This is a genomic window from Marinobacter azerbaijanicus, assembly GCF_030250645.1.
Classification (GTDB): Bacteria; Pseudomonadota; Gammaproteobacteria; order Pseudomonadales; family Oleiphilaceae; genus Marinobacter; species Marinobacter azerbaijanicus.
Window position 1 is genome coordinate 606,074 of sequence record NZ_JASSVS010000001.1, and the last position, 25,530, is coordinate 631,603.

General features: G+C 58.4%; 21 protein-coding genes. 8 read left to right on the forward strand and 13 right to left on the reverse strand.

Going from position 1 to position 25,530, the window contains the following annotated elements; all coding sequences use genetic code 11:
- Positions 1-321: 321 nt before the first annotated feature.
- Positions 322-999, reverse strand: coding sequence for a carbonate dehydratase (can, locus tag QPM17_RS02745; RefSeq protein ID WP_285388529.1), 678 nt, complete (start codon positions 997-999; stop codon positions 322-324).
- A 65-nt stretch (positions 1,000-1,064) separates the two neighbouring features.
- The gene (locus tag QPM17_RS02750) at positions 1,065-5,951 is read right to left on the reverse strand and encodes an NAD-glutamate dehydrogenase (RefSeq protein ID WP_285388532.1); all 4,887 of its coding nucleotides are present in this window, start codon (positions 5,949-5,951) and stop codon (positions 1,065-1,067) included.
- A 144-nt stretch (positions 5,952-6,095) separates the two neighbouring features.
- Here QPM17_RS02750 and QPM17_RS02755 point away from each other — a divergent pair, with 144 nt between their 5' ends.
- From QPM17_RS02755 to QPM17_RS02780, 6 genes are read left to right on the forward strand one after another with little or no spacing between them, the layout of a single operon-like run.
- Positions 6,096-7,058, forward strand: a complete 963-nt coding sequence (locus QPM17_RS02755; protein WP_285388535.1) for an AAA family ATPase — start codon at positions 6,096-6,098, stop codon at positions 7,056-7,058.
- Positions 7,059-7,069: 11 nt separating this feature from the next.
- Entirely contained in the window at positions 7,070-8,017 is a 948-nt protein-coding gene (locus QPM17_RS02760; protein ID WP_285388536.1) for a DUF58 domain-containing protein, read from the forward strand.
- Between the two features lie 18 nt (positions 8,018-8,035).
- Positions 8,036-8,506, forward strand: coding sequence for a DUF4381 domain-containing protein (locus QPM17_RS02765; RefSeq protein ID WP_285388537.1), 471 nt, complete (start codon positions 8,036-8,038; stop codon positions 8,504-8,506).
- Complete coding sequence (locus tag QPM17_RS02770) at positions 8,500-9,516, forward strand: vWA domain-containing protein (RefSeq protein ID WP_285388538.1); 1,017 nt, start codon at positions 8,500-8,502, stop codon at positions 9,514-9,516. The genes QPM17_RS02765 and QPM17_RS02770 overlap by 7 nt, the downstream gene beginning before the upstream one ends.
- A complete protein-coding gene (locus QPM17_RS02775; protein ID WP_285388539.1) occupies positions 9,509-11,308 on the forward strand; it encodes a VWA domain-containing protein in 1,800 nt (599 codons plus the stop codon). Before QPM17_RS02770 ends, QPM17_RS02775 begins: the two co-directional genes overlap by 8 nt.
- Positions 11,302-13,053, forward strand: coding sequence for a BatD family protein (locus QPM17_RS02780; RefSeq protein ID WP_285388540.1), 1,752 nt, complete (start codon positions 11,302-11,304; stop codon positions 13,051-13,053). Before QPM17_RS02775 ends, QPM17_RS02780 begins: the two co-directional genes overlap by 7 nt.
- Before the next feature lie 4 nt (positions 13,054-13,057).
- Here QPM17_RS02780 and ccmI read toward each other — a convergent pair whose 3' ends face one another.
- From ccmI to ccmA, 9 genes are all read right to left on the reverse strand, one after another.
- Positions 13,058-14,338, reverse strand: coding sequence for a c-type cytochrome biogenesis protein CcmI (ccmI, locus tag QPM17_RS02785; protein WP_285388542.1), 1,281 nt, complete (start codon positions 14,336-14,338; stop codon positions 13,058-13,060).
- Between the two features lie 73 nt (positions 14,339-14,411).
- A complete protein-coding gene (locus QPM17_RS02790; RefSeq protein WP_285388544.1) occupies positions 14,412-14,894 on the reverse strand; it encodes a cytochrome c-type biogenesis protein in 483 nt (160 codons plus the stop codon).
- Positions 14,894-15,430, reverse strand: coding sequence for a DsbE family thiol:disulfide interchange protein (locus QPM17_RS02795; protein ID WP_285388548.1), 537 nt, complete (start codon positions 15,428-15,430; stop codon positions 14,894-14,896). Before QPM17_RS02795 ends, QPM17_RS02790 begins: the two co-directional genes overlap by 1 nt.
- A complete protein-coding gene (locus tag QPM17_RS02800; RefSeq protein WP_285388550.1) occupies positions 15,427-17,439 on the reverse strand; it encodes a heme lyase CcmF/NrfE family subunit in 2,013 nt (670 codons plus the stop codon). The genes QPM17_RS02795 and QPM17_RS02800 overlap by 4 nt, the downstream gene beginning before the upstream one ends.
- Before the next feature lie 39 nt (positions 17,440-17,478).
- Positions 17,479-17,955 (reverse strand): cytochrome c maturation protein CcmE, encoded by a 477-nt coding sequence (gene ccmE / locus QPM17_RS02805; protein ID WP_285388553.1) that lies wholly within the window; start codon positions 17,953-17,955, stop codon positions 17,479-17,481.
- A gap of 14 nt (positions 17,956-17,969) precedes the next feature.
- A complete protein-coding gene (ccmD, locus tag QPM17_RS02810) occupies positions 17,970-18,197 on the reverse strand; it encodes a heme exporter protein CcmD (RefSeq protein WP_285388554.1) in 228 nt (75 codons plus the stop codon).
- A gap of 4 nt (positions 18,198-18,201) precedes the next feature.
- Positions 18,202-18,945, reverse strand: coding sequence for a heme ABC transporter permease (locus QPM17_RS02815; RefSeq protein ID WP_285388557.1), 744 nt, complete (start codon positions 18,943-18,945; stop codon positions 18,202-18,204).
- Between the two features lie 21 nt (positions 18,946-18,966).
- Positions 18,967-19,692, reverse strand: coding sequence for a heme exporter protein CcmB (ccmB, locus tag QPM17_RS02820; RefSeq protein WP_285388558.1), 726 nt, complete (start codon positions 19,690-19,692; stop codon positions 18,967-18,969).
- The gene (gene ccmA, locus QPM17_RS02825) at positions 19,682-20,320 is read right to left on the reverse strand and encodes a cytochrome c biogenesis heme-transporting ATPase CcmA (RefSeq protein WP_285388560.1); all 639 of its coding nucleotides are present in this window, start codon (positions 20,318-20,320) and stop codon (positions 19,682-19,684) included. Before ccmA ends, ccmB begins: the two co-directional genes overlap by 11 nt.
- Before the next feature lie 139 nt (positions 20,321-20,459).
- On the opposite strand from ccmA, the gene fliK reads away from it, so the two are divergent.
- Positions 20,460-21,836, forward strand: a complete 1,377-nt coding sequence (gene fliK, locus QPM17_RS02830) for a flagellar hook-length control protein FliK (protein ID WP_285388563.1) — start codon at positions 20,460-20,462, stop codon at positions 21,834-21,836.
- Positions 21,833-22,150, forward strand: coding sequence for an EscU/YscU/HrcU family type III secretion system export apparatus switch protein (locus QPM17_RS02835; protein ID WP_285388564.1), 318 nt, complete (start codon positions 21,833-21,835; stop codon positions 22,148-22,150). The genes fliK and QPM17_RS02835 overlap by 4 nt, the downstream gene beginning before the upstream one ends.
- Here the strand turns inward: QPM17_RS02835 and QPM17_RS02840 are convergent.
- Positions 22,136-23,239, reverse strand: coding sequence for an ATP-binding protein (locus QPM17_RS02840; RefSeq protein ID WP_285388566.1), 1,104 nt, complete (start codon positions 23,237-23,239; stop codon positions 22,136-22,138). The genes QPM17_RS02835 and QPM17_RS02840 overlap by 15 nt on opposite strands.
- Positions 23,236-25,518 (reverse strand): ATPase, T2SS/T4P/T4SS family, encoded by a 2,283-nt coding sequence (locus QPM17_RS02845; protein WP_285388568.1) that lies wholly within the window; start codon positions 25,516-25,518, stop codon positions 23,236-23,238. Before QPM17_RS02845 ends, QPM17_RS02840 begins: the two co-directional genes overlap by 4 nt.
- Positions 25,519-25,530 lie beyond the last annotated feature (12 nt).

Sequence of the window (25,530 nt, forward strand, 5' to 3'; positions counted from 1 at the left end):
GACGGCTAGCCGTTGAGGAATTACTTGTAACGCGCAACCGTGTCGGCGCGCAAGGCATCTTCGGGAGACATACCCCAATCCTCAGAGGAAGCGGGCTGCGACGTGGCAACACCAGACCTGGGGCGGACCTCTGTCTCCTGCGACGTTTTACGCTGGCTCAAGACACTGAGAGCTTTCTGCATGATTTCTCGCATTTCTGACAACCTCCTCGCTTGCTACAACACCATTGTAACAAGGGGAGTAATCGCTAACTGTGATGACAGCGAGGGTCAGATAGTGACGCTTGTCACGAATATTTGACACATTTTGACACCAACAGCGTCATGTTTTTTGACGCCCCGAGCGAACCGGCCTTAAAACCAGTTCGTCAACGCTGTTCTGCTTGATCGATTCACGGTCGGACTCGGAAGCAATGGATAGCCCCATATCCCGTAGAATACCGTCGGCCACATCATAGACAAAACCGTGAACCATCAGGGATTGCCCCCTGCGCCAGGCCTCCTGAACGATATTGTTCTGGCAGACGTGTCCGACCTGCTCCACCACGTTAAGTTCGCATAGCCGGTCGACCCGGTCCTGGTCACTGGCCAGTTGATCAAGTACCGGCCGATATTTGTCGCGTACATCCTGAACATGTCGGAGCCAGTTGGATATCAGGCCAAAGCCCTGGTTATGCAACGCTGCCTTTACCCCGCCACAACCGTAGTGCCCCACCACCAGAACGTGCTTCACCTTGAGCACGTCAATGGCAAACTGAAGCACCGAGAGGCAGTTAAAGTCCGTGTGCACCACCACGTTTGCAACATTCCGGTGCACGAAAAGCTCTCCTGGCATCAGATCCACGATCTGGTTTGCCGGCACACGGCTGTCAGCACACCCGATCCAGAGATACTCAGGGGCCTGCTGCTTGGAAAGCCGGGCGAAAAACTCCGGGTCCTGACTCTTGAGACTTTCCGCCCAAGCCCTGTTTTTATCCAGCAGTTTATCGAGCTGCCCCATCAAATCTCCTCCCTGCAAATATACGTTGCGGGGATTGAACGGCAATCAGCCCGATAAAGCAATGCTCAACTGGTCGGAGCCAGAATGTCATCATGCTGTTCATGCATGGTGGTTTGCGCCAGATCCAGCAGTTCCCGCAGCGCCACCGAGAACATCGCGTATTCCGGCTCTCTGACACCCTTGAGCTCTGTAAGCATGGATTTCCAGCGGTTGATCATACTGGCGTGCCGCTGCATCCAGCTCTCGACACAAGAGTTTACCTCGGATGGCTTATCAGCCAGCTTCAGAACACCGGTGGTCAGCGCCCGTTGCTGCCAGTCAAGGTCCTCACGGAAGCTCTCCCGCGCCAGCGCCTGCCAGTGGGAAGCGGGTACCAACGCCGCGACAGCATTGGCAAACCAGTTCAGATCCAACTGGTCGCCAAGGTCATAATAGAGATTGGCAACCGTCTTCAGAGGCATGCCGGTTGCCTCCCTCGCCTCGATAATACCCAGTGACGAGTAGAGGTAGCTGGTACCGGACACCACCGAAGCCAGATCCTCGGGCAACCCGGACTCGACGAGCTCATCATGCCGCCTCTTCCAGTCTGCCCGCGCCTGCTCTCCGAGATAATCCGGCAGGTCCGCAGTGATCTTCCAGACACTGTCAGCAAAGCGTTCCATATGGCTCTGGATACTGAGTTCAGCGCGGCGGTTACGTAACAGCCAGCGTACCGCACGCCGAATCAGGCGCATCAGGTCGCCCATCAGCTCCATCTGCAAACTGGCCGGAATGAAATAATCCAGGTATTCAATCTTGTCCCACCAGGTATCCAGGCGAAACACGTCCCGGGCTATGATCCATGCCAGCGCAATAGAGGCCGCATCGGCACCCGTTGACTGCTTGAGTCGCTCGACAAAGGTAATACCCATGTGATTGACCATATCATTGGCAATCTGGGTAGCGATTATCTCCCGACGCAGCTGGTGCTCACCCAGCTCCTTCGAAAACTTGCGGGTCAGATCCTTGGGGAATACTTTGTACATTTCCCCCGCCAGCAGAGGCTCGTCCGGCAGACTACTGTTGATAAGCGTCTGTTTCAGATCGCCCTTTACGTAGGAAATCAGTACCGAAAGCTCCGGGCGTGTCAGCCCTTTCTTGTCCAGCTTCCTTTCCGAGAGAGTTTCATCGTCAGGCAGAAACTCCAGGCTGCGATTGAGTTTGCCTTCGCTCTCCATGGTGTTCATCAGGCGGCGGTATTCTTCCAACCGGGTGACCGCCCCTACGCTGGCAATGCTGATCGCCTGGGTCTGCCGGTAGTTGTTCTTCAGCACCAGAGCGGCGACATCGTCAGTCATCTCCTCCAGCATGATATTACGCTGCTTGTCGGTGAGATCGCCCATGGCGACCGCCTGGTTCAGCAGGATCTTCATGTTCACTTCGTGGTCCGAGCAATCCACGCCACCGGAGTTGTCAATGAAGTCGGTATTCAGCCTCCCCCCCTTCAGGGCGAACTCAATGCGCCCGAGTTGGGTCATCCCCAGGTTGCCGCCCTCACCGACAATCCTGCAGTTCAGTTCGGAGCCGTTGATGCGCAAGGCATCGTTGGCCTTGTCCCCTACGTCCGCATGGGTCTCGTTCTGACCCTTGACATAGGTGCCAATACCACCGATCCAGAGCAGATCCGCCTGGGTTTTGAGTATATGAGTGATCAGCATATTCGGGGGCACACGGTCTGACTTGATACCAAGCAGCTTCTTCATCTCCGGGCTGACCGGAATCGACTTGGCGCTGCGACTGAATACGCCGCCACCCTCGGAAATCAGGCTGGTGTCGTAGTCGGTCCAGGAAGAACGCGGCAGTTCAAACAGGCGCTTGCGTTCCTTATAGCTCTGAGTCGGATCCGGCGACGGATCGATAAATATATGGACGTGGTTGAACGCCGCTACCAGCTTCGTCTTCTCTGAACATAGCAGGCCGTTGCCGAACACGTCACCACCCATGTCACCGATACCAATAGCGGTGAATTCATCCAGCGCGGGGTTGATGCCCAGCTCCCGGAAGTGGCGCTCCACGGACACCCAGGCACCCCGGGCCGTGATACCCATCTTTTTATGGTCATAGCCATTACTGCCGCCCGAGGCAAAAGCGTCCCCCATCCAGAAACCATATTCAGCCGCCAAACCGTTGGCTATATCCGAGAAGGTTGCCGTGCCCTTGTCTGCGGCGACCACCAGGTAGTGGTCATCGTCATCATGGCGGATAACGGACTCCGGTGGCTGGATGCCGGCATCCACAAGGTTGTCGGTGATATCCAGCAACCCCCGGATAAAGGTCTTGTACGCCTCGATACCCTCTGCCTGGAATGCTTCCCGATCCGACATGTCGGGCAGGCGCTTGGCAACAAAGCCACCCTTTGCACCTACCGGAACAATAACGGCGTTCTTGACCTGTTGCGCCTTCACCAGCCCCAGAATCTCGGTGCGATAGTCCTCGAACCTGTCTGACCAGCGCAGGCCGCCACGCGCTACCTTGCCACCACGCAGATGCACACCCTCGACCCTCGGCGAATAGACGAAGATCTCGAACATGGGCAAAGGCAGTGGCACGTCCGGAATTTCCGATGGATCAAATTTAACGCTGATGTAGGATTTCGGTTTGCCGTCACTGTCGGGCTGGTAATAGTTGGTGCGCAGAGTCGCCTGCATCAATTCCAGAAACAGCCTGAGAACCCTGTCTTCACTGAGATTCTCCACCTCGTCAAGACCGGCATTGAACTCAATCTCCAGCTTTTGCTGCGCCGCCCTGCTCTTGCCTTCACTCTGGTAGCGCGCAGGATTGAAGCGGACCTCGAAGAACTCCAGCAACAGGCGTGTCAGGTCCACATGGTTGACCAGGGTATTGGATATAAAGGTCTGGCTGTTGGAGAATCGAATCTGACGCATGTAGCGGGCATAGGTGCGCAGCAGCGCAATTTCCCGCCAGCTCATGTAAGAGGACAGCAGCAAGCGGTTGAAGGCGTCATTTTCCGCATCGCCATACCAGACACGGCGGAACAGGTCCTCGAAGATGGGACGAATGCGGTGAATATCCACCACCTTTCCGCTATGGGCCTGCAGGGTAAAATCGTGAATCCAGACGGTATTGTCGCTGCGGTCACTGACTTCGAACGGGTGTTCCCCGATCACCCGAAAACCGAGATTGTCGAAAATCGGCATCACGTCCGACAGTGGCAAAGGCTCATCCGGATAGAAAAGTTTGAAATGCAGGGTGCTCTCATCCTCTTCCAGAGCACGGTAGAAACTCATGGTGAGGTGTTTTTCCCGGGCCGCCCCTGAAATATGCTCGAGATCTATGGCCGCCCGCCGGGGTGAAAACATGTCCTTGTAGCTGGCCGGAAAGCCGGCGGAATAAAGCCGGAACATTTCATTGCCCCGCTCTTCGCCATAGGCCTCGTTCAGCGCCTCCAAGAGGCCATCACGCCAGGACTGTGCCAGCTCGATAACCTTCTCGCGAATCTCGGAGATGGGAAGCTGGCGATTCTCCACCTGGGGAACACGGACCGTGAACTGAACCCTCGCCAGCACTGACTCGGAAAAATGGGTGACGAATTCGATGTCCTCGGCATCGAGCATGTCGTGCAATACCTGCTCCACTTTAAGGCGCAGTTCCGTGTTGTAGATATCCCTTGGAAAGAACGACAGGCAGGTCACGAACTGGCCATACACATCTTCCCGCATGAACAACTCGATGCGTCGACGCTCCTGTATGTAGAGAATGCTCTTGGCTACCGACAGCAACTCCCCGGGTTCAATCTGGAATAACTCATCACGAGGATACACGGTAAGAATCTGATCGAGTTCCTTGCCAGCGTAGTCGTTCCTGAGAAAGCCAGATCGCCTCATGACCGTCTGGAACTTGCGCCGTAGCAGGGGAATTTCATCAGGACGCTCATTGTAGACCCGGGCTGTATACAGCCCCAGAAAGCGACGTTCCCCGACAACCTCCCCCTTGCTGTTGAACTTCTTGACCGCGATATAGTCCGGATACGCCGGCCGATGTACTCGCGAACGCTGGGCAGACTTGGCGAAGATGAAAATGTCATCGGTACGGGTCATTTCATGCCGCGTGCGTTGGGGCAATTCGTTCAGCCGTACCTTGTCCGGGCGCTCATTGTTAACGCGAAGGATACCCAGCTCGGAATTTTCCACGCGACGAACCACCAGGCCCTTGTTGTCCTTGACGAAATCGTACTCATCGTAGCCAAGGAACGTGAAATGATCCCTGACCAGCCACTCCAGAAATGCCTTTGCCTCTTCCTTCTCCTCTTCGTCAATGCCGGCCGTGGTACCATCCAGTTCACGGCTGATTTCATTGACTTTGTCGGTCACAATAGGAAAGTCACTGACCGCTATCCTCACTTCATGAAGGATATTCTGCAGCGCCTCCTCAAGTGAGCTCAGATCCTCGGGGCTGCTGTGACGATCAATTTCCAGAACAATGAGCGCTTCATAGCGGGCTTTGGCAGACTTCTTCTTGGGCGGATGCAGTTTCTTTAGCTTGCCCTGATCATCCCGTTCCACCTGAAGAATCGAATGCTGAATCGAGTGCGTGCCGATTTCACGCTGGTTGATCGCGATCCTCAGGGAATCGATCAGAAATGGCATGTTGGGGTGGAGAATAAAAATAACCGTATGCGTTGATTGCCAGCCGTCACTCTCCAGATCGGGATTGAAAACCGACACCGGAGTTTCTTCGGCCGTGCGTTTCTGGAGAAACTGCCAGGCCGCAAGGATGGCGCCGTAGGTATCGGAAAAACGGCGACTCACAAGCTCTTCGAGAGGAATATGGGCATAATGCTGCTTGGCGAATTCACTGATCTTCTTCGCTTCGGTTTTCGCTATTTTTTCAGCGAAAGCCTCGTCCAGCTGGTGAAAAAACTGTTCCTTGCTGGCGACTGTCAGTGCATTCATAGTTAACCTCTATGAGTGTGAAATAAACGTAATCGACGTATTGTCACATAAGCATAGTCAAAGCCTTGATTTTTGCGCCACAGATGCGAAAACTGCGGCAACTACTTACGCGAACCGTCTCTGCACCAGGAGTAGACATTCCCCATGGCATTACAGCATACGTTTGGTGAGCTGAGGTCTCAGTTAGCAAAAAGGATCATCGGGCAGGAAAAACTGGTGGACCGTTTACTGATTTCCTTGCTGGCCGATGGTCACCTGTTGGTGGAGGGAGCTCCCGGCCTTGCCAAAACGACAGCCATCAAGGCGCTGGCTGACCATCTTGAAGGTGACTTTCACCGCATCCAGTTCACCCCGGATCTACTCCCTTCCGACGTTACCGGCAGCGAGATCTACCGCGCCGAGACCGGCCAGTTCGAGTTCCAGCACGGGCCTATCTTCCATAACCTCGTGCTGGCGGATGAAATCAACCGGGCGCCGGCCAAAGTACAATCCGCCTTACTGGAAGCCATGGGCGAGCGCCAGGTCAGTGTCGGCATGCGTACCTTCCCGCTTGACCGACTGTTCATGGTCATGGCCACCCAGAATCCCATCGAGCAGGAAGGCACCTACCCATTACCCGAAGCCCAGCTTGACCGGTTCCTGATGCATGTGGTCATTGACTACCCCTCCGCCGAGGCTGAAAAGGCCATTTTGCATCTGGCAAGAAACGACTACCGGCATGGACAGGTCGCAGCTGAAGTCCGCCTGACAGCAGATCAGGTATTTGAGGCCCGGTATGAGGTTTCAGACATTTACATGTCAGAGCCCGTTGAACAGTATTTGCTGGCGCTGGTGCTGGCAACCAGGGACCCCTCCTCTGTGGACCCGGAACTTGCCCGCTGGACTGCTTTTGGCGCCAGCCCCAGGGGCACTATTGCACTGGACCGCTGTGCCCGCGCCATGGCCTGGCTGGAGGGACGGGACTACGTCAGCCCGGATGACGTCCGTAATATCGCCTTCGACGTCCTCAGGCACCGCATCCTGCTGACCTTTGAAGCGGAAGCCGAGGGTATGACGGCCGATGCCATCATCCAGCGCCTGATCGATCGCGTTCCGGTAACCGCCTGAACACTGTGACCATGACCGCACCCGAGCCAGCCACCCATATTTCACTGCCCGGCCTGATCCGTCTGCAAGCCGACGCCCGTGCACTGAAACTGCCAGCAGCACGGCCGGTCAGATCCCGTCAGGCGGGTCTTCAGCGCTCCCCTCGCCGGGGCCGTGGAATGGCTTTTGCCGAAGTACGTCAGTACCAGCCCGGCGACGATATACGCAGCATCGACTGGCGGGTCACCGCGCGCCGGCAGTCGCCCCATACCAAGCTCTATGAAGAGGAACGCGAACGTCCGGTGCTTCTGCTCTGCGATCTGGGCCCGTCGCTGTTTTTCGCCAGCACTGGTGCCTACAAACAGGTCCGCTGCGCGCAGTTGGCTGGCATTCTGTCGTGGCTGGCCCTCGGCTCCGGAGATCAGGTGGGTGGTATTGTATTCAACGGCCACGAACTGACGGTTCAGCGCCCTGCCCGCCGCAAGAAATCGGTGCTGAGGCTCCTTGATACCGTGGCACGACAGCAGAGGATTTCACGGAGCGACGGGGAAAGCCCGCACCAGCCAACCGGGACCAGGGCGGACCTGGATACCGCGCTCCAGGAGGCCCGCCGGGTCGCCCATACCGGCAGCAGGATCTTCGTAATCAGTGATTTTCTCAACATTACCCCCGACACATCACGACTGCTCGGGTCGCTGGCACGCCACAACACTGTCAGCGCACTCAGAGTCATTGACCCGCTGGAGCTCAAACTCCCGGACAGTGGACACTTCGCTATCGCCGGCGATGATGGGCCAGTGTGGTTCGACAGCAGCAATCCGCGGTTCCAGCAGGCCTATGCCGAAAAAGTACGACAGCATTCGGAAGCACTGGGTGAGTGCTTCCGGACCGCCGGCGTGCAACCGGCCAGTGTCATGACCAGCGACCAGCCGGCGCTGGTGCTGCAGACTCTGCTCGGCCCCCGTGGCCATATCGGATAACAGGACCGCTTGAAGCCCATGATGGAACAGGATCCACTGAGCCAGCTCAGAGACATACACCTTCCACAACCGGGAGGCTTCTGGCCTCCCGCACCGGGCTGGTGGATTCTGCTGTTTGTCGCCATCGCACTGGCCGTCCTGGTATTCGTTGTGATCAGGCGGAAACGCCGCAAAAACCAATGGCTCGTCACCGCGAAGAAGGAACTGCAACGGCTGGAACAGACGGCTTCGGCGGACAATGAATGGTTTGCCGCCCTGAACCGGCTCCTGAAGCAGTCAGCGCGATTGCGTTATCCGGAACGGGTGCCGGAATCCCTGTCCGGTGAGCCCTGGATCCGCTTCCTGCTCGAGACCAGCCCGAAAGACCGGGTGGCCCAGCGGCCGGTGGTGGAAGCCATGGTCAACAGCGCCTGGCAACCGACCCCAGGGTGTCGGCCAGAGGACGCCATTGCCTTCGCACGGGTATGGCTGGGAGGCCAGAAATGCTGAATTTTGCCTATCCCTGGTTACTGTTACTGGTCCTGCTGCCGCTGTTGCTGCGCTTGCGCAGGCGCAGGGCCCCGTCGGTGGAGGCGCCGGTATTTCCGGTTGGCCACTGGCTGTCTGACCTGCCCGGCGTCAGCCGCAGCGGTAATCGGGCTCCCCTTTGGCAGCAACTGGTACTGCTACTGGTGTGGTTTCTGCTGGTGCTGGCGCTGGCCCGGCCGCAACACGTCGGGGAGCAGGTCCAGCTGCCGGTCAGCGGACGCGATCTGCTTCTGGCAGTCGATATCTCCCCCTCCATGGACGAGCAGGACATGGTCATTCAGGGCCGAAGTATCAACCGCTTGCAGGCAGTCAAACGGGTACTGGACGACTTTATCCAGCGCCGTGAAGGCGACCGGTTGGGGCTTCTGCTCTTCGGCACCGAGCCCTATATCCAGGCACCCCTGACCTTCGACCGGGAAACCGTACGAACGCTACTGAACGAAGCCGGCATTGGCATGGCGGGACGGGCGACGGCCATCGGCGATGCCCTGGGCCTGGCGGTCAAGCGCCTTCGCGACCGCCCCCAGGAACAACGGGTGGTCATCCTGCTGACCGATGGCGCCAATACGGCGGGTGAGATTGCGCCCGACAAAGCTGCAGAAATTGCCCGGGCCGCGGGCGTCCGCATTTACACCATTGGTATTGGCGCCGAATCCATGGTGCAGCGGGGGCTGCTGGGCTCCCGTCGGGTCAATCCCTCCCGTGATCTCGACGAAGAGCTACTGAAACGGATAGCCCAGCAAACCGGCGGTGAGTATTTCCGGGCCCGCAGCCTGCCCGAGCTGGAGCTGATCTACGAGAGCATCAACCAGCTCGAGCCCATAGAACTGGAGGGCAAGCACTACCGGCCGGTAACCGAGCTTTACGTCTGGCCGGCAGGCCTCGCCGCCCTGATATGGTTATTGATGCAGGGCCTCAGACTGGCTGGCCACAGGCGCACGGCCATGGCACAGGAGGCAGGCAATGACTGATTTTCACTTCCTCCGCCCGCTGTGGTTATTGCTGTTGGTGGCTGCTGCACTGTTACCGCTGATTCTGCGGCGCTTTTCTCACAGCGACAGTGGCTGGAGCCGAATCATTCCGGCAAAACTGCTGCGCCCAATGATCAGTCAGACAGGCTCTGCCGGAGCCCGCCCCAGATCACCCATGCTACCGGCGACAGCAGCCCTTGTCGTGCTGGCAATCGCGCTTGCAGGCCCCTCCTGGCGGCAGGCACCCACACCGTTACAGCAGCAGGACGACAGTCTGGTGATTGTGCTGGATCTGTCGCTGTCGATGCTGGCAACGGATGTGGAACCGGACAGATTGACCATGGCGAAACGCAAGATCCGCGACATTCTCAAGGCCCGGGAAGGGGCCCTGACAGCACTGGTGGTATATGCAGCGGATGCCCACGTGGTCACACCACTGACGGATGACCGCAACACCATCGAGGGTATGCTGGACGTGCTCGAACCCGTGATCATGCCGGCCGCCGGAAACCGCGCAGATCTGGGTATCCAACGCGGCCTGGAACTGCTGGAGCAGGGAGCCCCCGGCAATGGCAGATTGTTACTGATTGCAGACGACGTTGGAGAGCGCTTTGGGGAACGCGTCACCGAGCGGATGACAGGGAGCCGCTTTGCCCTGAGCACCCTGACGGTTGGCACACAAGAGGGTGGCCCCATACCGCTGGCGCGCCAGGGATTCATCAAGGACAACGGTGACATCGTCATTACCCGCGCCGACCCCGATGCCATGGAGGCCCTGGCCAACAGGAACGGTGGCCGGAGCCATCAGCTCACCATCACCGACGAAGACATTCTCGCGCTGGAGCTCCGCCCCATCGACTCGGCAGACTGGAAAGACAGTGATAGGGACCTGACAGTCCAACGCTGGCAGGATGATGGCTACTGGCTGCTCTGGCTGGTAGCACCGCTGGCTCTCATCGGGTGGCGCCGGGGTGCGATGATGATCATGCTGTTTACCCTGTTGCCACTGACACCCCGACCGGCCATGGCTCTGGACTGGGACAGCCTCTGGTCACGACAGGACCAGCGGGCGCCGGAACTGATTGAAAAGGATCCCGGCCGCGCGGCACAGATACTGGATGATCCCGCCTGGCGCGGCAGCGCCCTCTACCGGGATGGCAACTATGAGAGTGCGGCAAAAGCCTTTTCCCGGGCCCAGACCCCATCGGCAGAATACAATCGCGGTAACGCATTGGCGCGTGCCGGGGAGCTGAAACAGGCGCTGGAGGCTTATGAAGAGGCGCTGGAAAAGAATCCGGATAACGAGGACGCCCGATTCAATCGTGACCTGGTGAAACAGCTACTGGAACAACAGCAGAACCAGTCTGGTGGTGAGGGTGAGGAATCTTCAGACCAGGATGGGGACCAGCAACAGCAGAACAGCCAGCAGAACAGCCAGCAGAGCTCCCAGGGCGGGACGGATGGCCAGAACCAGCAGGGCGATTCGTCCGATCAGACCGGCGATCAACAACAGAGTGGCCAGCGACAGGATGGCGAGTCGGAAGGTGACCGCGACAACCAGGAGCAGGAACCATCACAAGGGCAGAAAGACCAACCCCGCGCTGAGGGAGCTGAAGGCGAAAGCCGGGACTCGCCGACACCGGCAGAACTGGAAACCTCTCCACTGAGCCAGGGCCAGGAGCAATGGCTCAGACGCGTTCCGGACAACCCCGGCGGCCTGCTGCGCCGAAAATTCCTGCAACAGTACCAGGAACGGGAAACACCATCTGACGAGGGCGATACACCATGGTAAGCCGGCTGACCTATCCGTTTGTTCTGATAGCGCTGCTTGTGGCCATAGCCGGACAGGCCATGGCTGCAAACGACCTGATTGTCGAACCTGACAGGACCCGACTGTACGAAGGTGAAGTACTGACCCTTACCGTGAAAGGCACCACGAAGATCGATATCAATCTGGGCAATCTGTTTGATTTCGACATGTCCAGCCTGCCCAAACCGGACATCGAGAAGGTAGAGGACGATTTCAGGATTCTGGCCCGCAATCAGCAGTACTCCATCCGCACCGTCAATAACGAAATGAGTGGCGAAATCACCTGGACCTATCAACTGGCTCCCAGAACCACCGGAAAGCTGACTATTCCGGCTCTCCGGTTCCGTGAGGCGGAATCCGACCCGATCACTATCAACGTTATTGGTGGCGCACCGCCCGACCAGAAGGCGGATGCGTCGAGGGACAGCTTTATCGAGCTGTCCGCAGACAAGGACGAAGTCTACGTGCAGGAGCAACTGGTCCTCACGATCAGGTTGTTCTTCAGCGGCAATCTCATACGTGGTGAACTGTCCGAACCCGAACACCCCCACGCCATTGTGGAGTCCCTGGGAAAGCAGAACGAATACACCCGCTACAGGGACGGCGTACGCTACCGGGTGGTGGAACGTCGATACGCCATCTTCCCCCAGAGGGAAGGACAACTCAGCCTGCAGCCCATCCGGTTTGAAGGTCAGGCCCGCAACTCCGAGGGCCAGCTGAAATTCCTTCGGGACAATGCCACTCTGTTTGATGTGCCGGTAAGGGGAATACCCGCCGGTTTCAGCGGAGATACCTGGTTGCCGGCACGCAACCTGGAATTGACGGAGTCCGGGCTGCCGGAAAACCAGACACTGAAGGCAGGCCAGAACCTGACCAGAACCCTCAACCTGCAGGCTGACGGACTTCCCTCTGAAACCCTGCCGCCCTTTCCGGACGAGATGCCCGACGGCATCCGTGCCTATCCGGAGAAGCCAGAACGCACAACGACCGCGGGAAGTGAGGGGCTGGCATCCCAACTGACACAGACGACGGCGCTGGTGCCGGTCCAACCGGGCCAGTTGGTATTGCCTGAAATCCGGATACCCTGGTGGGATACTGAGAGTGATACCGAGAAAGTCGCCGTGATTCCTGCCAGAACCCTGACCATTGACGCCATTCCCGGACAGATTGAGACATTACCATCAAGCTCGGCCCAAGTGCCGGACGCCTCTCCTGCAGACCGCGAGGGAGGCGAAGAGAAGGCGCCCGCAACCGGGCAGGATTCCGGCTTCTGGCCGCTGGCCACACTGCTGCTTCTGGGCGTCTGGCTGGCAACCCTGGCAGCCTGGTGGTTATCCAAACGGAGATCACGGCCAAAACCAGAAACTGAGAATCCCCGGAGCATTCGTGAAAAGGCCCTTTTCAAGGACCTGTGCGAAGCGGCCCGGGCAGGCTCGCCCAAAACGACCGAATTACTGGTGAGCTGGATGACAGCGAGGCATCCGGAACAGACATTCCGGAGCATGATGGACGTTAACCGGTTCCTTGAGGACAAGGAGCTGGCTGCCGAGGTTGAGCATCTGCAGCAGCGATTGTTTGGAACGCCAGAACAGCAGGCGTCTGCGCCATGGGATGGTGACCGCCTGGTGACAACACTGATCCGGATTCGCGGCGCTGCCCATTCGAACACTACCGAAGAGCGGCTGCCGCCGCTTTATCCGGACAGCCTGAGAACTGGTAGCAGCTGAGGGACTATTCGACGAGCTGGGTGTCGATCACCAGAGTGACCGGCCCATCGTCGCTGTCAGCAGTAACCGGTACCGGTTCGTCCAGTTTGCCTTCCCAGTCGCCGGCCTGGGCCCGCGCGTTCCCGGACCGTGACAGGCGGGCCTGCACACGAACCTCGCCGGCATCGGAAAGCTTTGCATCAGGTGACATATTGAAGCGGTCATCCAGACGCACATCCAGCGGCAACTGCCCCGCCGTCAGACGCGCAACCGCCAGCGGAGGGCCACCCCGCCCTTCGGCACTACGAGCCAGAACAAACAGGGTGGTGTCATCCGGCACCTCATCGCGGAATGCCTCTGCAATCTCGACCCGAACTGTCACGCCCGGTCCCGTTGCAACGTCCGCTCCCCCGCCGGGCGCGTCGAGCCCAAGCCGTTGATAGGCCTGATCGATTCCCTGACGAATGGAACCGATCTGGGGGTGGTCCGGTGCTACCTCAACAATGCGTTCCCAGTAACGTATAGCTTCTTCGTAGTTCTCCTGGCTGAAGGCATGGATTCCCAGCAAACCCAGCGAATTTACCTCATCGGGATTCAGCGATCTGGCTTTCTCGATGGCCTCGGAGACCTCAGGGGTAATGCCCCCCTGGCTCAGGAAAAACTGCGCCTGGGCGGACAGTCCCCAGGCCACCGCCTTGCCTTTATCATCATCTTCGATACTGTCGGCAAGGCGCTCAAAGGCCCAGGCCGCATCACTATACTGCTCCAGGCGCATATAGGTCCGACCCAGCATTGCCCACCCGTCGGTATTGTCCGGGTTTTCTTCCAGCCGCTCCCGCAACTGGGCAGTGAGTGTCTGCATCTGGCCCAGCCGGTCTCCATCCGCTGCCATCATTTCCTGCATCGCGCGGAACTGCTCAACCTTGTCCATGGCTCCCCACTGCTGATACAGATAAACCGCAGCGGCAGGAATCAACACCAGGCTGACGAGGGCAACAATAACGGAGCTCTTACCACTACTGACCTGGGCCGGAGACTCCAGCACACCCCGGTCGGCATCCGGCACGTCATCCAGCATGCTGCCTGCCAGCTCTTCCTTCAGTTGCCGGTAGCTGTCCTCATCCATGGCACCCGCCTCGAACTCGCGGTCCAGTTCCGCCATGCGGCTGCGGTAAGCCAACAGATTCTGATTACGTAGATCCAGCTCGGCGCGACGGCCCGAGCGATGGAAAAACAGCGGCGCGATGATAAAAACCAGCGCGAGTATGATCAGTGCGGCGGCGATGAGCCAGAAAGTCTGTGTCATGGAGCTGTCTAAGTCCGGTTAAAAGAGAGTAAGTGGCGATATTACGATGCTGTGGGGTCGGCTATTCCGTTCATCAGGACGTGCGGTCGGAGTTATCATCAGCAAGCATTCTCGCTGCCCGGCCACGTTCCTCTTCTGATAGCGCGGTTTCGCCTTCACCATTGCGACGGGAACGGATCACGATAACGGCAACCACCACAAACCCCACTGCGACGGCGATCGCTGGCGTGGCCCATAACAGGATTGTCCGGCGGTCTACCTCCGGCTTGTAACGGACAAACTCACCGAAACGGTCTACCAGGGCGCCGACAATGTCCTCATTGCTGGCGCCCGCGGACATCATCTGATAGACCTCATCCCGCATGTCCTTGGATATGGGGGCATTGGAGTCTGCAATATTCTGGTTCTGACACTTGGGGCAGCGGAGCTCGGAAATCAGGTTATGGAATCGCTGCTCCTCGGTCCGGGAATCGAAGCTGTATACATCACTGGGCTCGGCCATCAGTGTTGGGCCAACGACCATCAGCAACAGACTGACCAGCAGGGGACGCATCATCAGATTTTCTCCCTGTACCGCTTCACCAGAGGCTCGATATCCTCCTCCCAGACCTTTTCATTCACTACGCCAACATGGCGGTGGCGCACGATGCCATCGGCATCAATCACGTAGGTTTCAGGCGCTCCATAGACCCCCAGATCAAAACCCAACCGACCCCGGGGGTCATAAATGGATACCTGATATGGATCGCCAAGCCGATCCAGCCAGATCAGGGCATCATCGCGATTGTCCTTGTAGTTCAGGCCGACAATCCGGATACCCTTCTCTTCAGCCAGCCAGACCAGGTCGTCGTGCTCATCACGGCAGGCCGGACACCAGGTACCCCAGACATTGAGCAGGGAAACCTGTCCCTTGAATAACCCACGATCCAGCTCACGGTCCTCATCATGAAGATCCTGCAACTGGAATTCCGGTACCGGCTTGCCAATCAGTGCTGACTCCAGCTTGTTCGGATCCTTGCCGATACCGGCAAACAACACCACCCCGAGTACCACCGCCAGTATCACTGGAATGAAAAGAAAAACGCGCTTCATGTCACTGCTCCCGCCGGATCCGGGCTGCGTCTGTCACCGTTCTGGTCCCTGGCCGGCGAATGGCTCTCCGATGCCTTCTCACGAATCCGATAACGGCGATCTGCAATTGCCAGGAACCCACCGGCTGCCATAAACAGTGAGCCCAGCCACAGCCAGCGCACCAACGGTTTGTACTGCATACGTATTGCCCAGGCGTCGTCGGAAACACGTTCCCCGATAGCCACGAACACATCCCGGAACAGACCGGCGTCAATCCCGGCTTCTGTCATGGTGTTACGCTGTACCATGTATTGGCGCTTCTCCGGATAGAGCGTGGACACGACCCGGCCGGTGCTGTCAGAAACCTCGAAACGCCCGTACTCCGCGGTAAAGTTCTTGCCCCGGCGGTTGCCGATCTCGGCAAACGCAACACTGTAGTCACCCACATCCGCCGTATCACCCGGCGACATCCGCACATCACGCTCAATGCCATAATTGGACGCCACTGTGGCACCAGCCATGGTGATGGCCAGGCCAAGGTGCCCCAGGACCATGCCATAGTAGCTCCGCGACTGGCGCGTCAATCCATGGATGCGCCCCTTTCTTGAAGCGGACTTGTCCCAGATATCCCAGAAGGTTGCAACGCTCACCCAGATGGCCGCGAAGAGACCGCCAAAGGCCCAGGGTTTGAAGCTGCCATAGCCCGCTATGACCGCCGTCGTTGCGACCATGCTGAGCGCCAGGGGCCAGAGTAGCTTGCGCCCCAGCCAGCCACCGTCGGTTTTCTTCCAGCGGGAGAATATGCCGACACCGAGCAGCAGGCCAGCAGCAATGGCCAGCGGGCTGAACGTCAGGTTGAAGAACGGCTCACCAATCGAAAGCCGTCCCATGTCCAGGTAATCCAGTACCAGCGGATACAGGGTTCCGACCAGGACCAGCAACGTGGCCGCCACCAGCAGCACGTTATTGAGCAGCAGGAACACCTCCCGCGAAAGGCTGCCGTAACGTGACCGCACATGCACCACCGGCGCCCGGAATGCGTATAGCGTCAGACTTGATACGATGGTGATTGCCAGCAGCGCAAGCAGGAAAGTGCCGCGATCGGGATCAGACGCGAAGGCGTGAACAGAGGTCAGCACGCCCGAGCGCACCAGGAAGGTTCCCAGCAGGCTCAATGCAAAGGTGACAATGGCCAGCAGCACTGTCCAGCTCTTGAACACCCCCCGTTTTTCGGTAACAGCAAGACTGTGCATCAACGCAGTGCCTGACAACCACGGCAACAGGGAAGCGTTTTCAACCGGATCCCAGAACCACCAGCCGCCCCAGCCAAGCTCGTAGTAGGCCCACCAGCTACCCAAGGCAATGCCCAAGGACAGGAATGCCCAGGCCACGGTTGTCCAGGGACGGGACCAGCGCGCCCAGGCGGCATCCAGTCTGCCGTTGATCAAGGCAGCAATGGCAAAGGCAAAGGCTACAGAGAAGCCCACGTAACCCATGTAGAGCATGGGCGGGTGGACGATCAGACCAAAATCCTGCAGCAGCGGATTCAGGTCCGCGCCATCAGCAGGGACATTGGGAAGTGTGCGATCAAAGGGGTTGGAGGTGATGATGGTGAATAGCAGGAAACCCACTGTCACCATACCCAGAACCGCCAACACCTGGGACACCATCACAGCCGGCAAACGGCGACTGAATACGGCCACTGCCAGGGTCCAGCCCACAAGCATCAGCACCCAGAGCAGCAACGAGCCTTCGTGGCCACCCCAGACAGCGCTGAATTTGTAGTACCACGGCAGCATGCTGTTGCTGTTATTGGCCACATAAGCCACGGAAAAATCATCCGTGACGAACGCATGGGTCAGTATCCCGAAAGCCAGTGCAACAAACACAAACAGCCCGGCCGACAGGGGCCTGGCAAAAGCCTGCAGTTGATCGCGGCCAGTCACCGAGCCCACGAGCGGGACCACGGAAAGCAGTACTGCCAGCAAAAGCGCAAGTATCAGTGCGATCTGTCCGAGTTCCGGATACATCAGGGTTCTCCAACTATTTCAATAGAGTGGCCAGTGGGTTCAGTAACTGGCGGCCGCATCGCTTTCTGCGCCGGACATGGCTGCACGTTTACCAGCCGCTTTCTCCAGCGCTTCGTTCACCTCCGGAGGCATGTAGTTCTCATCATGCTTTGCCAGAACCTGGTCAGCAACGAAGCGGCCGTTTTCATCAAGACGCCCCATGGCAACAACCCCCTGCCCCTCGGCAAACAGGTCTGGCAGGATACCGGTATACTCCACCAGAACCGATGAAGTGAAGTCCGTTACCTTGAACTCCACTTTCAGGCTTTCCGGATCCCGCAACACGGAGCCCTCTTCCACCATGCCACCGGCCCGTATCCGCACATCCACGGGTGCCTCTCCCTCCGCAATCTGGCTCGGGTCGTAAAATAAATTGATGTTCTGTCGCAGCGCATAGGTGGTCAGGGCTACAGCCACCGACACCCCGGCAAGCAGGACAAGCACAATGGTGAGCCGTTTTTTGCGGATCGGATGCATGGTTTGTCTACCAGTCAGTCTCGTGAAGGATCAATTCGGGTAAAGCTGGCGCCCGCGGGGGTGCTATCCCGCACTGGCGCGGCGTCCATGCGGCGGCGCTGTTGCGCAATGACGAAACGACGCTGGCGCAGCGACCACAGCGTCGTGGCCCCCATTAGCAGGAAGAAAACGAAGTAACAGGCCCACACATAAGGCCCGTGCCCTCCCATAACCATAAACGCGCCAAACGAATCAAACGCCATCGGATCAGTTCCCCTGTGCCTGAACCAGTTCTTTTACCCAGCGGGTGCGGCCCTCTCGAGCCAGAATCTCGGTCTGCATCCTCAAACAGGCCAGCCAGCCGAAAATCAGATAGAGTCCAAGCACCGAGAGCAGCAGTGGCACCCACATTTCCGGGGGCATGCTTGGCTTTTCTGTCAGTTTGAAGGTCGCGGGCTGATGAAGGGTATTCCACCACTCCACGGAATACTTGATGATAGGTATATTCACTACGCCCACCAGCACCAGAACAGCAACCGCCCGCGCCGAAGACTTCTCATCCGAAATGGCTGCGCCCAGGGCAATCACACCAAAATACAGGAACAGCAGGATGAGCATGGAGGTAAGACGGGCATCCCATATCCACCAGGTTCCCCAGGTAGGCTTACCCCAGACGGCACCGGTAAACAGGGCCAGAAAGGTCAGAACCGCGCCCACCGGCGCCACGGATTTAACAAACACATCCGCCAGTTTCATACGCCAGACCAGGGTGACCAGACCTGCAACCGCCATCATGATATAGACGGACTGGGCCAGAAACGCCGAGGGCACATGAATAAAAATAATGCGGTAACTGTTGCCCTGAAGGTAGTCCTGGGGCGCAAAGGCCAGCCCCCAGCCAATACCGACAGCCAACATGGCAACGCCTGCCCAAAGCAGCCAGGGCATCAGTGTCGATGCGATACCGAAGAACCACTTCGGTGAGCCCAGCTTGTGAAAAATTTGCCACATCAGGTTGCTACCCTTCTACTTTTAACTGTTGGACAGACTGATTCTCAAAGCGGCTGCCGATGCAAAGGGAGCCAATGTCAGGGCCAGCACCAGAAACGCCCCCATCAACGCCAGTTGCCCTGCCACTGGCGCACCTTCGGAAGCCGCCATTACCGTTCCCGTGCCGAAAATCAGCACAGGAATGTACAGCGGAATGATCAGCAGTGACAAGAGCACACCCGCCGATCGCAATCCGAGCGTTAACGCTGCCCCAATGGAGCCTATCAGGCTGAGTACGGGCGTTCCGATCAGCAGCGTTAGACACAAAACCGCAACAGAGTTCCCTTCAAGATGCACCATCACCCCAAGAACCGGCGTCAGCAGGACCAGTGGCAACCCCGTCAGCACCCAGTGCGCCAGGGATTTGGCCAGCACCAGCAGAAACAGTGGCTGAGGCTGAAGCACCAGTTGCTCCAGTGTGCCATCGTCGAAATCATGGCGATACAGGTGGTCAAGTGACAACAATACCGAAAGCAAGGCGGCTACCCATAGGATACCGCTACCGGCCTGCTGCAGGAATGACACTTCCGGGCTAACCCCAAGAGGAAAAAGGGTTACGACCATCACGAAAAACAGTAGCGGATTAAGAAGATCCTGAGGCTGCCGGAAGGCGGTCTTCACATCCCGCAGGAAAACGGCTTTCATGGCAGTCGCAACGCCTACTGACAGGTCCGGAGAGCGCAGGGTGACACGGAACTCAGAGGCCATAATCATCACCTCCGCCAAGTGTGATTCTCTGCATTGATGGCAGGCGCAGCTCATGGTGCGTGGTAACAATGATCGCACCACCATTATCGACCCGTTCGGCAAGCAGCCGCTCCAGGGCAGCAACCCCGTGGATATCGATTGCAGTAAACACCTCATCCAGGATCCACAGTGGCTCATCCGCTATCAACAGTCTGGCCAGGGCGACCCGACGCTGCTGGCCAGCGGACAGGTTGCGGCAGGGTACCGTCTGGAAACCGTCAAGTCCCGTGCCCTCCAGTGCCTGCCACAGAACCTTGTCAGATAATGAGCGGCGTCCGGCCATCAGGGCACGGAGGTTTTCCATGGGAGTGAGCAGAGGCTTGATGCCGGGACGGTGACCGAGATAGAGCATGTTGCGGAGAAATTCTTCCCGGTATCCATGGCGATGTTTGCCACGCCAGAGCAGGTCACCGCTGTAACTGTCGTTCAGTCCGGCCAGTATCCGCAACAGAGTGGTCTTGCCGGAACCATTCGGGCCCTCGACACGGGTCAGAGTACCGGGCAGTATGGAAAACGAGAGGTTCCGGAACAGAATCCGGTCGTCACGCTCACACTCAAGATTGACAGCCTGTAGTAACGGCTCAGACATCGGGGCCCCAGAGCTGGCTCAACGCGGAACAATCAACCGTCGTTGGAGATATACATTACTGACCCGGCGGGTTCAGACGTTCGGGAAGGCAAACATTGCCGGCGGGGCGTATTATAACGAAAGCGCCCCGGGAATACTCTTGTCTGACATCAAATCGGTAGCAATGAAATTACCAAACGGTAACCCTGCACCACCGCAGAAAACAGAAGCACCCATGCCGGCACCCAGCCGGCCAGCAGGAGAGCGGCCGTCAGCGACAGCGGATGCAGCATCCGCACGGGCCCAGCTTGATCAGCTGAAGCTTGCCAACCGGGAAACCACGCTGGCACGGGTGGCCGAAGTGATCAACCGGCAATCCTCTGGCGGCACGCAGTTATTGCTGGATATACGAGGCCAGTCGCTGACCATTCAGGCTGCTATCGGTAAAACATCCCTGGAAACCGGCGACTGGGTAAAGGTCATGCGGGCGGGTAATGAGCTTCAGCTGATGGGCAAGCTGGCCCAGGCACCGGAAGCCGGCATTGCCCGCGCCCTGGCCCAGCGTCTGCCGTGGCAGCAGTCCATTGATGCAGGACTGGCGAAGCTCCTGACCACTCTGACACAGGGCCTCAAGCAGGATCCGTCTCCAGGCCAGCTACCCTCATCAAGGCCGGCTCAGCCACTGCCGGAAGCGGCCCGCCAGGCTATTGAACAGATAGTGGCAAGGCTCCCCTCCGGCACTACCCTGTCACCCGGCGCAGGCAGCCAGGCTGCAACCCCGCAACAGGTCCGCCAATGGCTTGCCGAAAGCGGCCTGTTTGCAGAATCCCGTCTGGCCCAGACCCCTGCCAGCCAACTCCCCGATCTCAAACTGGCTCTCGGCAGGGTGATTACTGCATTGCTGGCACAGCAGGGCAGCACTCCGGAACAGTTCAACCGGCTGACCCCCATCCCGACCCCGGAACTGATGCAGGCGCCGCTGCAATTTCCGCAACCCCTGACGACGCCCCAGGCCCCCAGTGACGGTGAGCCGCCCAGTGTCGGGCAGATGCTCCGCCTGCTGGCAGGAATGCTCAATCGCATTACGGTGAATCAGCTCCATAGCCAGGCACTCACCGCCCGGGGCGGTGGCGACGCCCCGGCGCCAACCTCCACCCTGTTACTGGACCTGCCATGGCTGACGCCCCAGAATGAACCCAGGCTGGCACAGATGCGGATTGAACAGTATCAGGAAGACAAGGGATCCGAAGGGAAGTCCCCGGCGCAGGCAACCACCGAGTGGCGGCTGTCACTGACCATGGACCTTGATGAGGCCGGCCCACTGCACTTCGATGTTGCCCTGCGGCACCAGGCAGTCAGTGCGCGGGTCTGGGCAGAAAAACAGAGCACCCTGCGCCGGGTGAATCAGGAGCTGCCCACCCTGCGGCAAAGCCTGACAGACCTTGGCCTGGAGGTCACAGACCTGGAATGCCGCCGCGGGACGCCCCAGACGAACATCACCCGCCTCGAACACAGACTGGTGGACACCCGGGCATGACAGCAAAGACACACCACAAGGACAACAGGGCGGCTATTGCGCTCAAATACGATGGCGAAAAAGCCCCTACCATCAGTGCAACCGGCACCCGTGAACTGGCAGAGGAAATAATCCGCATTGCCCGGGAACATGACGTGCCACTCTATGAAAACGCCGAACTGGCAAGCATCCTGGCCCGGCTGTCGCTGAATGAAGAGATCCCGGAGTCGCTGTACCGCGTTATTGCCGAAATTCTCGCATTCGCGTTTCATATCCGGGGTCTGACACCCGATGATCGGACGCCGGAAGCGCCGGACAACTCAGCGGATCAGTGAACGAAGTGCCCAGGCCTGCTGCCAGTTATCCCCCCTTCTGGGGGCAACGGTTGTCTCAAAGTAATGCTTCAGCCGACGACGGTCTTCCGGCTGGTCCTTCAGGGCTGAGCCGATTATGTGGTGCATCAGCTGCTCTACTGTCATGCTGCCGCCACCGTAATACCAGGCGTTCAGGCTGGCCGCATGAGCCACGGAAACCGCCTCCGCCGTGGACAGGGCGGCGCCAGCCAGACGGTCCGTACTGCGGCCATCCAGGGTCTGGCCATTACGGAGCTCGTGAAACATGGTCACCAGAACTTCGATCACCGATTTATCAAGATCTACGTCAATACCGGCCCGGGTATTGGCCTTACGGACCTCCCGGAGCACCACATCCATTTCATCCGACAGGTTGCGTATCGGTCGGATTTCTTCAAAGTCCATCCGCCGTTTCAGGGCGGCACTCATCCGGTGAACCCCCTCGTCGACACTGTTGGAGGTGGCAATCACATTAAAGCCTTCCCGGGCCAGCACCACACCGTCTTCGCCCACCAGCTCGGGAATCACCACCACCCGGTCTGATAATACAGACAACAGGGCATCCTGAAGCGCCTGCGGGCAACGGGCAATTTCCTCAAAACGGACCATGCGCCCTTCCATCATGCCCCTCAGCAGGGGGCTTGGCACCAACGCTTTCAGACAGGGCCCTTCTGCATGCAGAACGGACTCGTTCCAGCTATACAGCAGCTGCCCCACCTGATTCACCGCGCCGCCCTGAAGCGTAAGGGTGGAGCTGCCGGATATAGCCGCTGACAGCAGTTCCGACAACCAGGATTTGGCGGTACCGGGCTCGCCCACCAGCAGACATCCGCGACTGGTACACAGGGAAATAATAATCCGGACTACCATAGCCCGGTCAGCGACAAATTTCCGCTCAATACCGAGCTGGTCGTCCCCCAGCACGAATTTCTCCACAGCACGGGGTGACATCTGCCAGCCCGGGGGCACAGGGCCATGATCCATACCCTTGAGCTTCTCGAGCTCCTCTGAGTAGACAACTTCCACCGGCTCGCGCTGGGCAGCTTTCAATACCTGTTTGCTACTACTCATTCATGACTCCTGCGGCCGCCCCGGACTTCGGGAGCCATGCGTTCCCGGGGAAGAATCCGCGGCAGCTCCGAAAGCGGGATAATACCCTCAATGACATGATCCAGGGCACTGTCCCGCATGGTTACCAGTCCCGCATCCAGCGCCCTCCAGCGAAGTTCTCCGATCGGCGGCTGACTGGAGATAGCGTTGCGGATATCGGAATCCACCTCCATATACTCCACAATCGCCACCCGCCCCTGGGTCCCGCGGCCACCACACTTGTCACAGCCACTCCCCTCGAAACACCGGAAATCCGCTGGCGGACCATCCGGAAACACTTCGGACAGGATTACAGCATCGGGTTCAACGGCCTTGCGGCAGTGCTTGCAGATTCGTTTGGCCAGGCGTTGAGCAATAACCGCCAGCAACTCACCGGCGATGGAATTGGGGTGGATGCCAAGATCGTACAGACGCTGCAGCGAATCCACAGAATCATTACAGTGCAGCGTGGACAGCACCACATGACCGGTCTGGGAAGCACGAATCGCCTCCAGTGCGGTTTCCTGGTCCCTGATTTCGCCAACAAGAATCACATCCGGGTCTTCACGCACAAATGCCTTCATGGCGTCGGCAAAGCCAAAACCGATTTCCGATCGCACGCGTGTCTGCTGGATATTATCGATGGAGTATTCAATAGGATCCTCTACCGTAATCACTTTCCGGCGGCCGTCATCGGCCAGAGTCTGCAATCCGGCATAGAGAGTGGTCGATTTTCCGGAACCGGTCGGCCCCACCACCAGTACAAGCCCTGCCGGGTTGTCCAGCAGGCGTTGATACCGGGCGCCAAGCATCGGAGACATCCCCAGCTCGGAAATGGTCATGGCCCTCCCGGTCTGGGGCAGCAGCCGGATAATGGCATGCTCGCCATGGAGCGAAGGCTGTGTCTGTATCCGCAGGTCGTAGGCCATATCGCCCAGCTGCAGCCGGGAACGGCCGCCCTGGGGAAGCCGGTGTTCCGCAATGTTCAACTCTGCCCGGAGCTTGATAACGTTGATGACCCCTTTGATTTCCCGGGGCGATAACTGGTATTGGGGCAGATCGTGAAGATCGCCATCCACTCTGAGGCGGATGCGTATCCGGTCACCATACTGCTCGATGTGAATATCACTGGCTTTTTCGCTGACAGCATCCAGCAGAATAGCTTCGTAGACAGACACCAGATAGGGGCTGACATGCCCGTTTTTCGGGTCATTACCCAGCAGTTGGCCGTTGTTTACACCACTGTCCGGTTTCGGAGCACTGCCAGCATCGTGATCTGCAACAAATGTCCGTCCCTTGGCCGTCAGATCCAGTGCCGACCAGATACGCCTGAAGTCGTTGGGCGTTACCAGAAGACAGTCGACAACCTGATTGGGACTGAGGCGTTCCAACTGATCCGTGCGCGCATCCGGGTCATCGGTCACCACAGTGATTTTGCCGTCATCCTCGGCAATCGGAATCAGGCGTGACAGGTCCAGAAAGGTTCGTGAGAAACGACGAAACAGCGCCGGATGAAGGTCGGGAAGGACATCGTCTGCATCGGTGAACACCATGCCGCGCTGTCGGGCAAGAGATCGGTAGAGGTCGATTTCCTCAAGGTTCAGCTTGCGACGGAGAACGTCAAGCAGACGGCAGTTCTGCTTCGCTGCCTCTGCTTTTGCTTCCCCAAGGACCTTGTCATCGACAACGCCCAGGTCAATGAGGATCTGTTCTGCATTGCGGTTAAAGTCTACCCAGCCCAGGGTACGGACCCGCTCCAGCCGGGAATCCCTTCTGATAAACATGGCCAGGCTTGGCACCGGACCAGCACGCCCCTCCAGGCAAGCCAACTGTCCTCCCTCCCGCAGAAAGCGGAACATCCCTTTCCATTCCGTGACAAAGGTTGTACAGACAACAAGATCGCAGAGCTGGTCAGGTTCGGGAGCGTCATCCACACTGGCAATCACCACATCCACATTGTGCATGCCAAGACGGGAAAACCGGCCCCTGGCGGCTTCCGCAACGACCGGATTCTTTTCCAGATAGATTACCCGGTGCGCCAGCCCGGAGAGCACGGCGGCCAGATAGCCGGAACCGCCACCGACATGCATGACAACCTGATCCGGCTCCACCTCCGGAATCAGTGACAGGATATGGCTGACCGTTTCTTCGCGGGGGATGGAGTGGCCGGTTATGGAAGGAACCAGATCGGAACTGGAGACAAAATCATGACGGGATACAGACCTGAGGGCCTCGGCGGCCCTCGCGTAAACTCTCTTCATGCAACAGCGTCC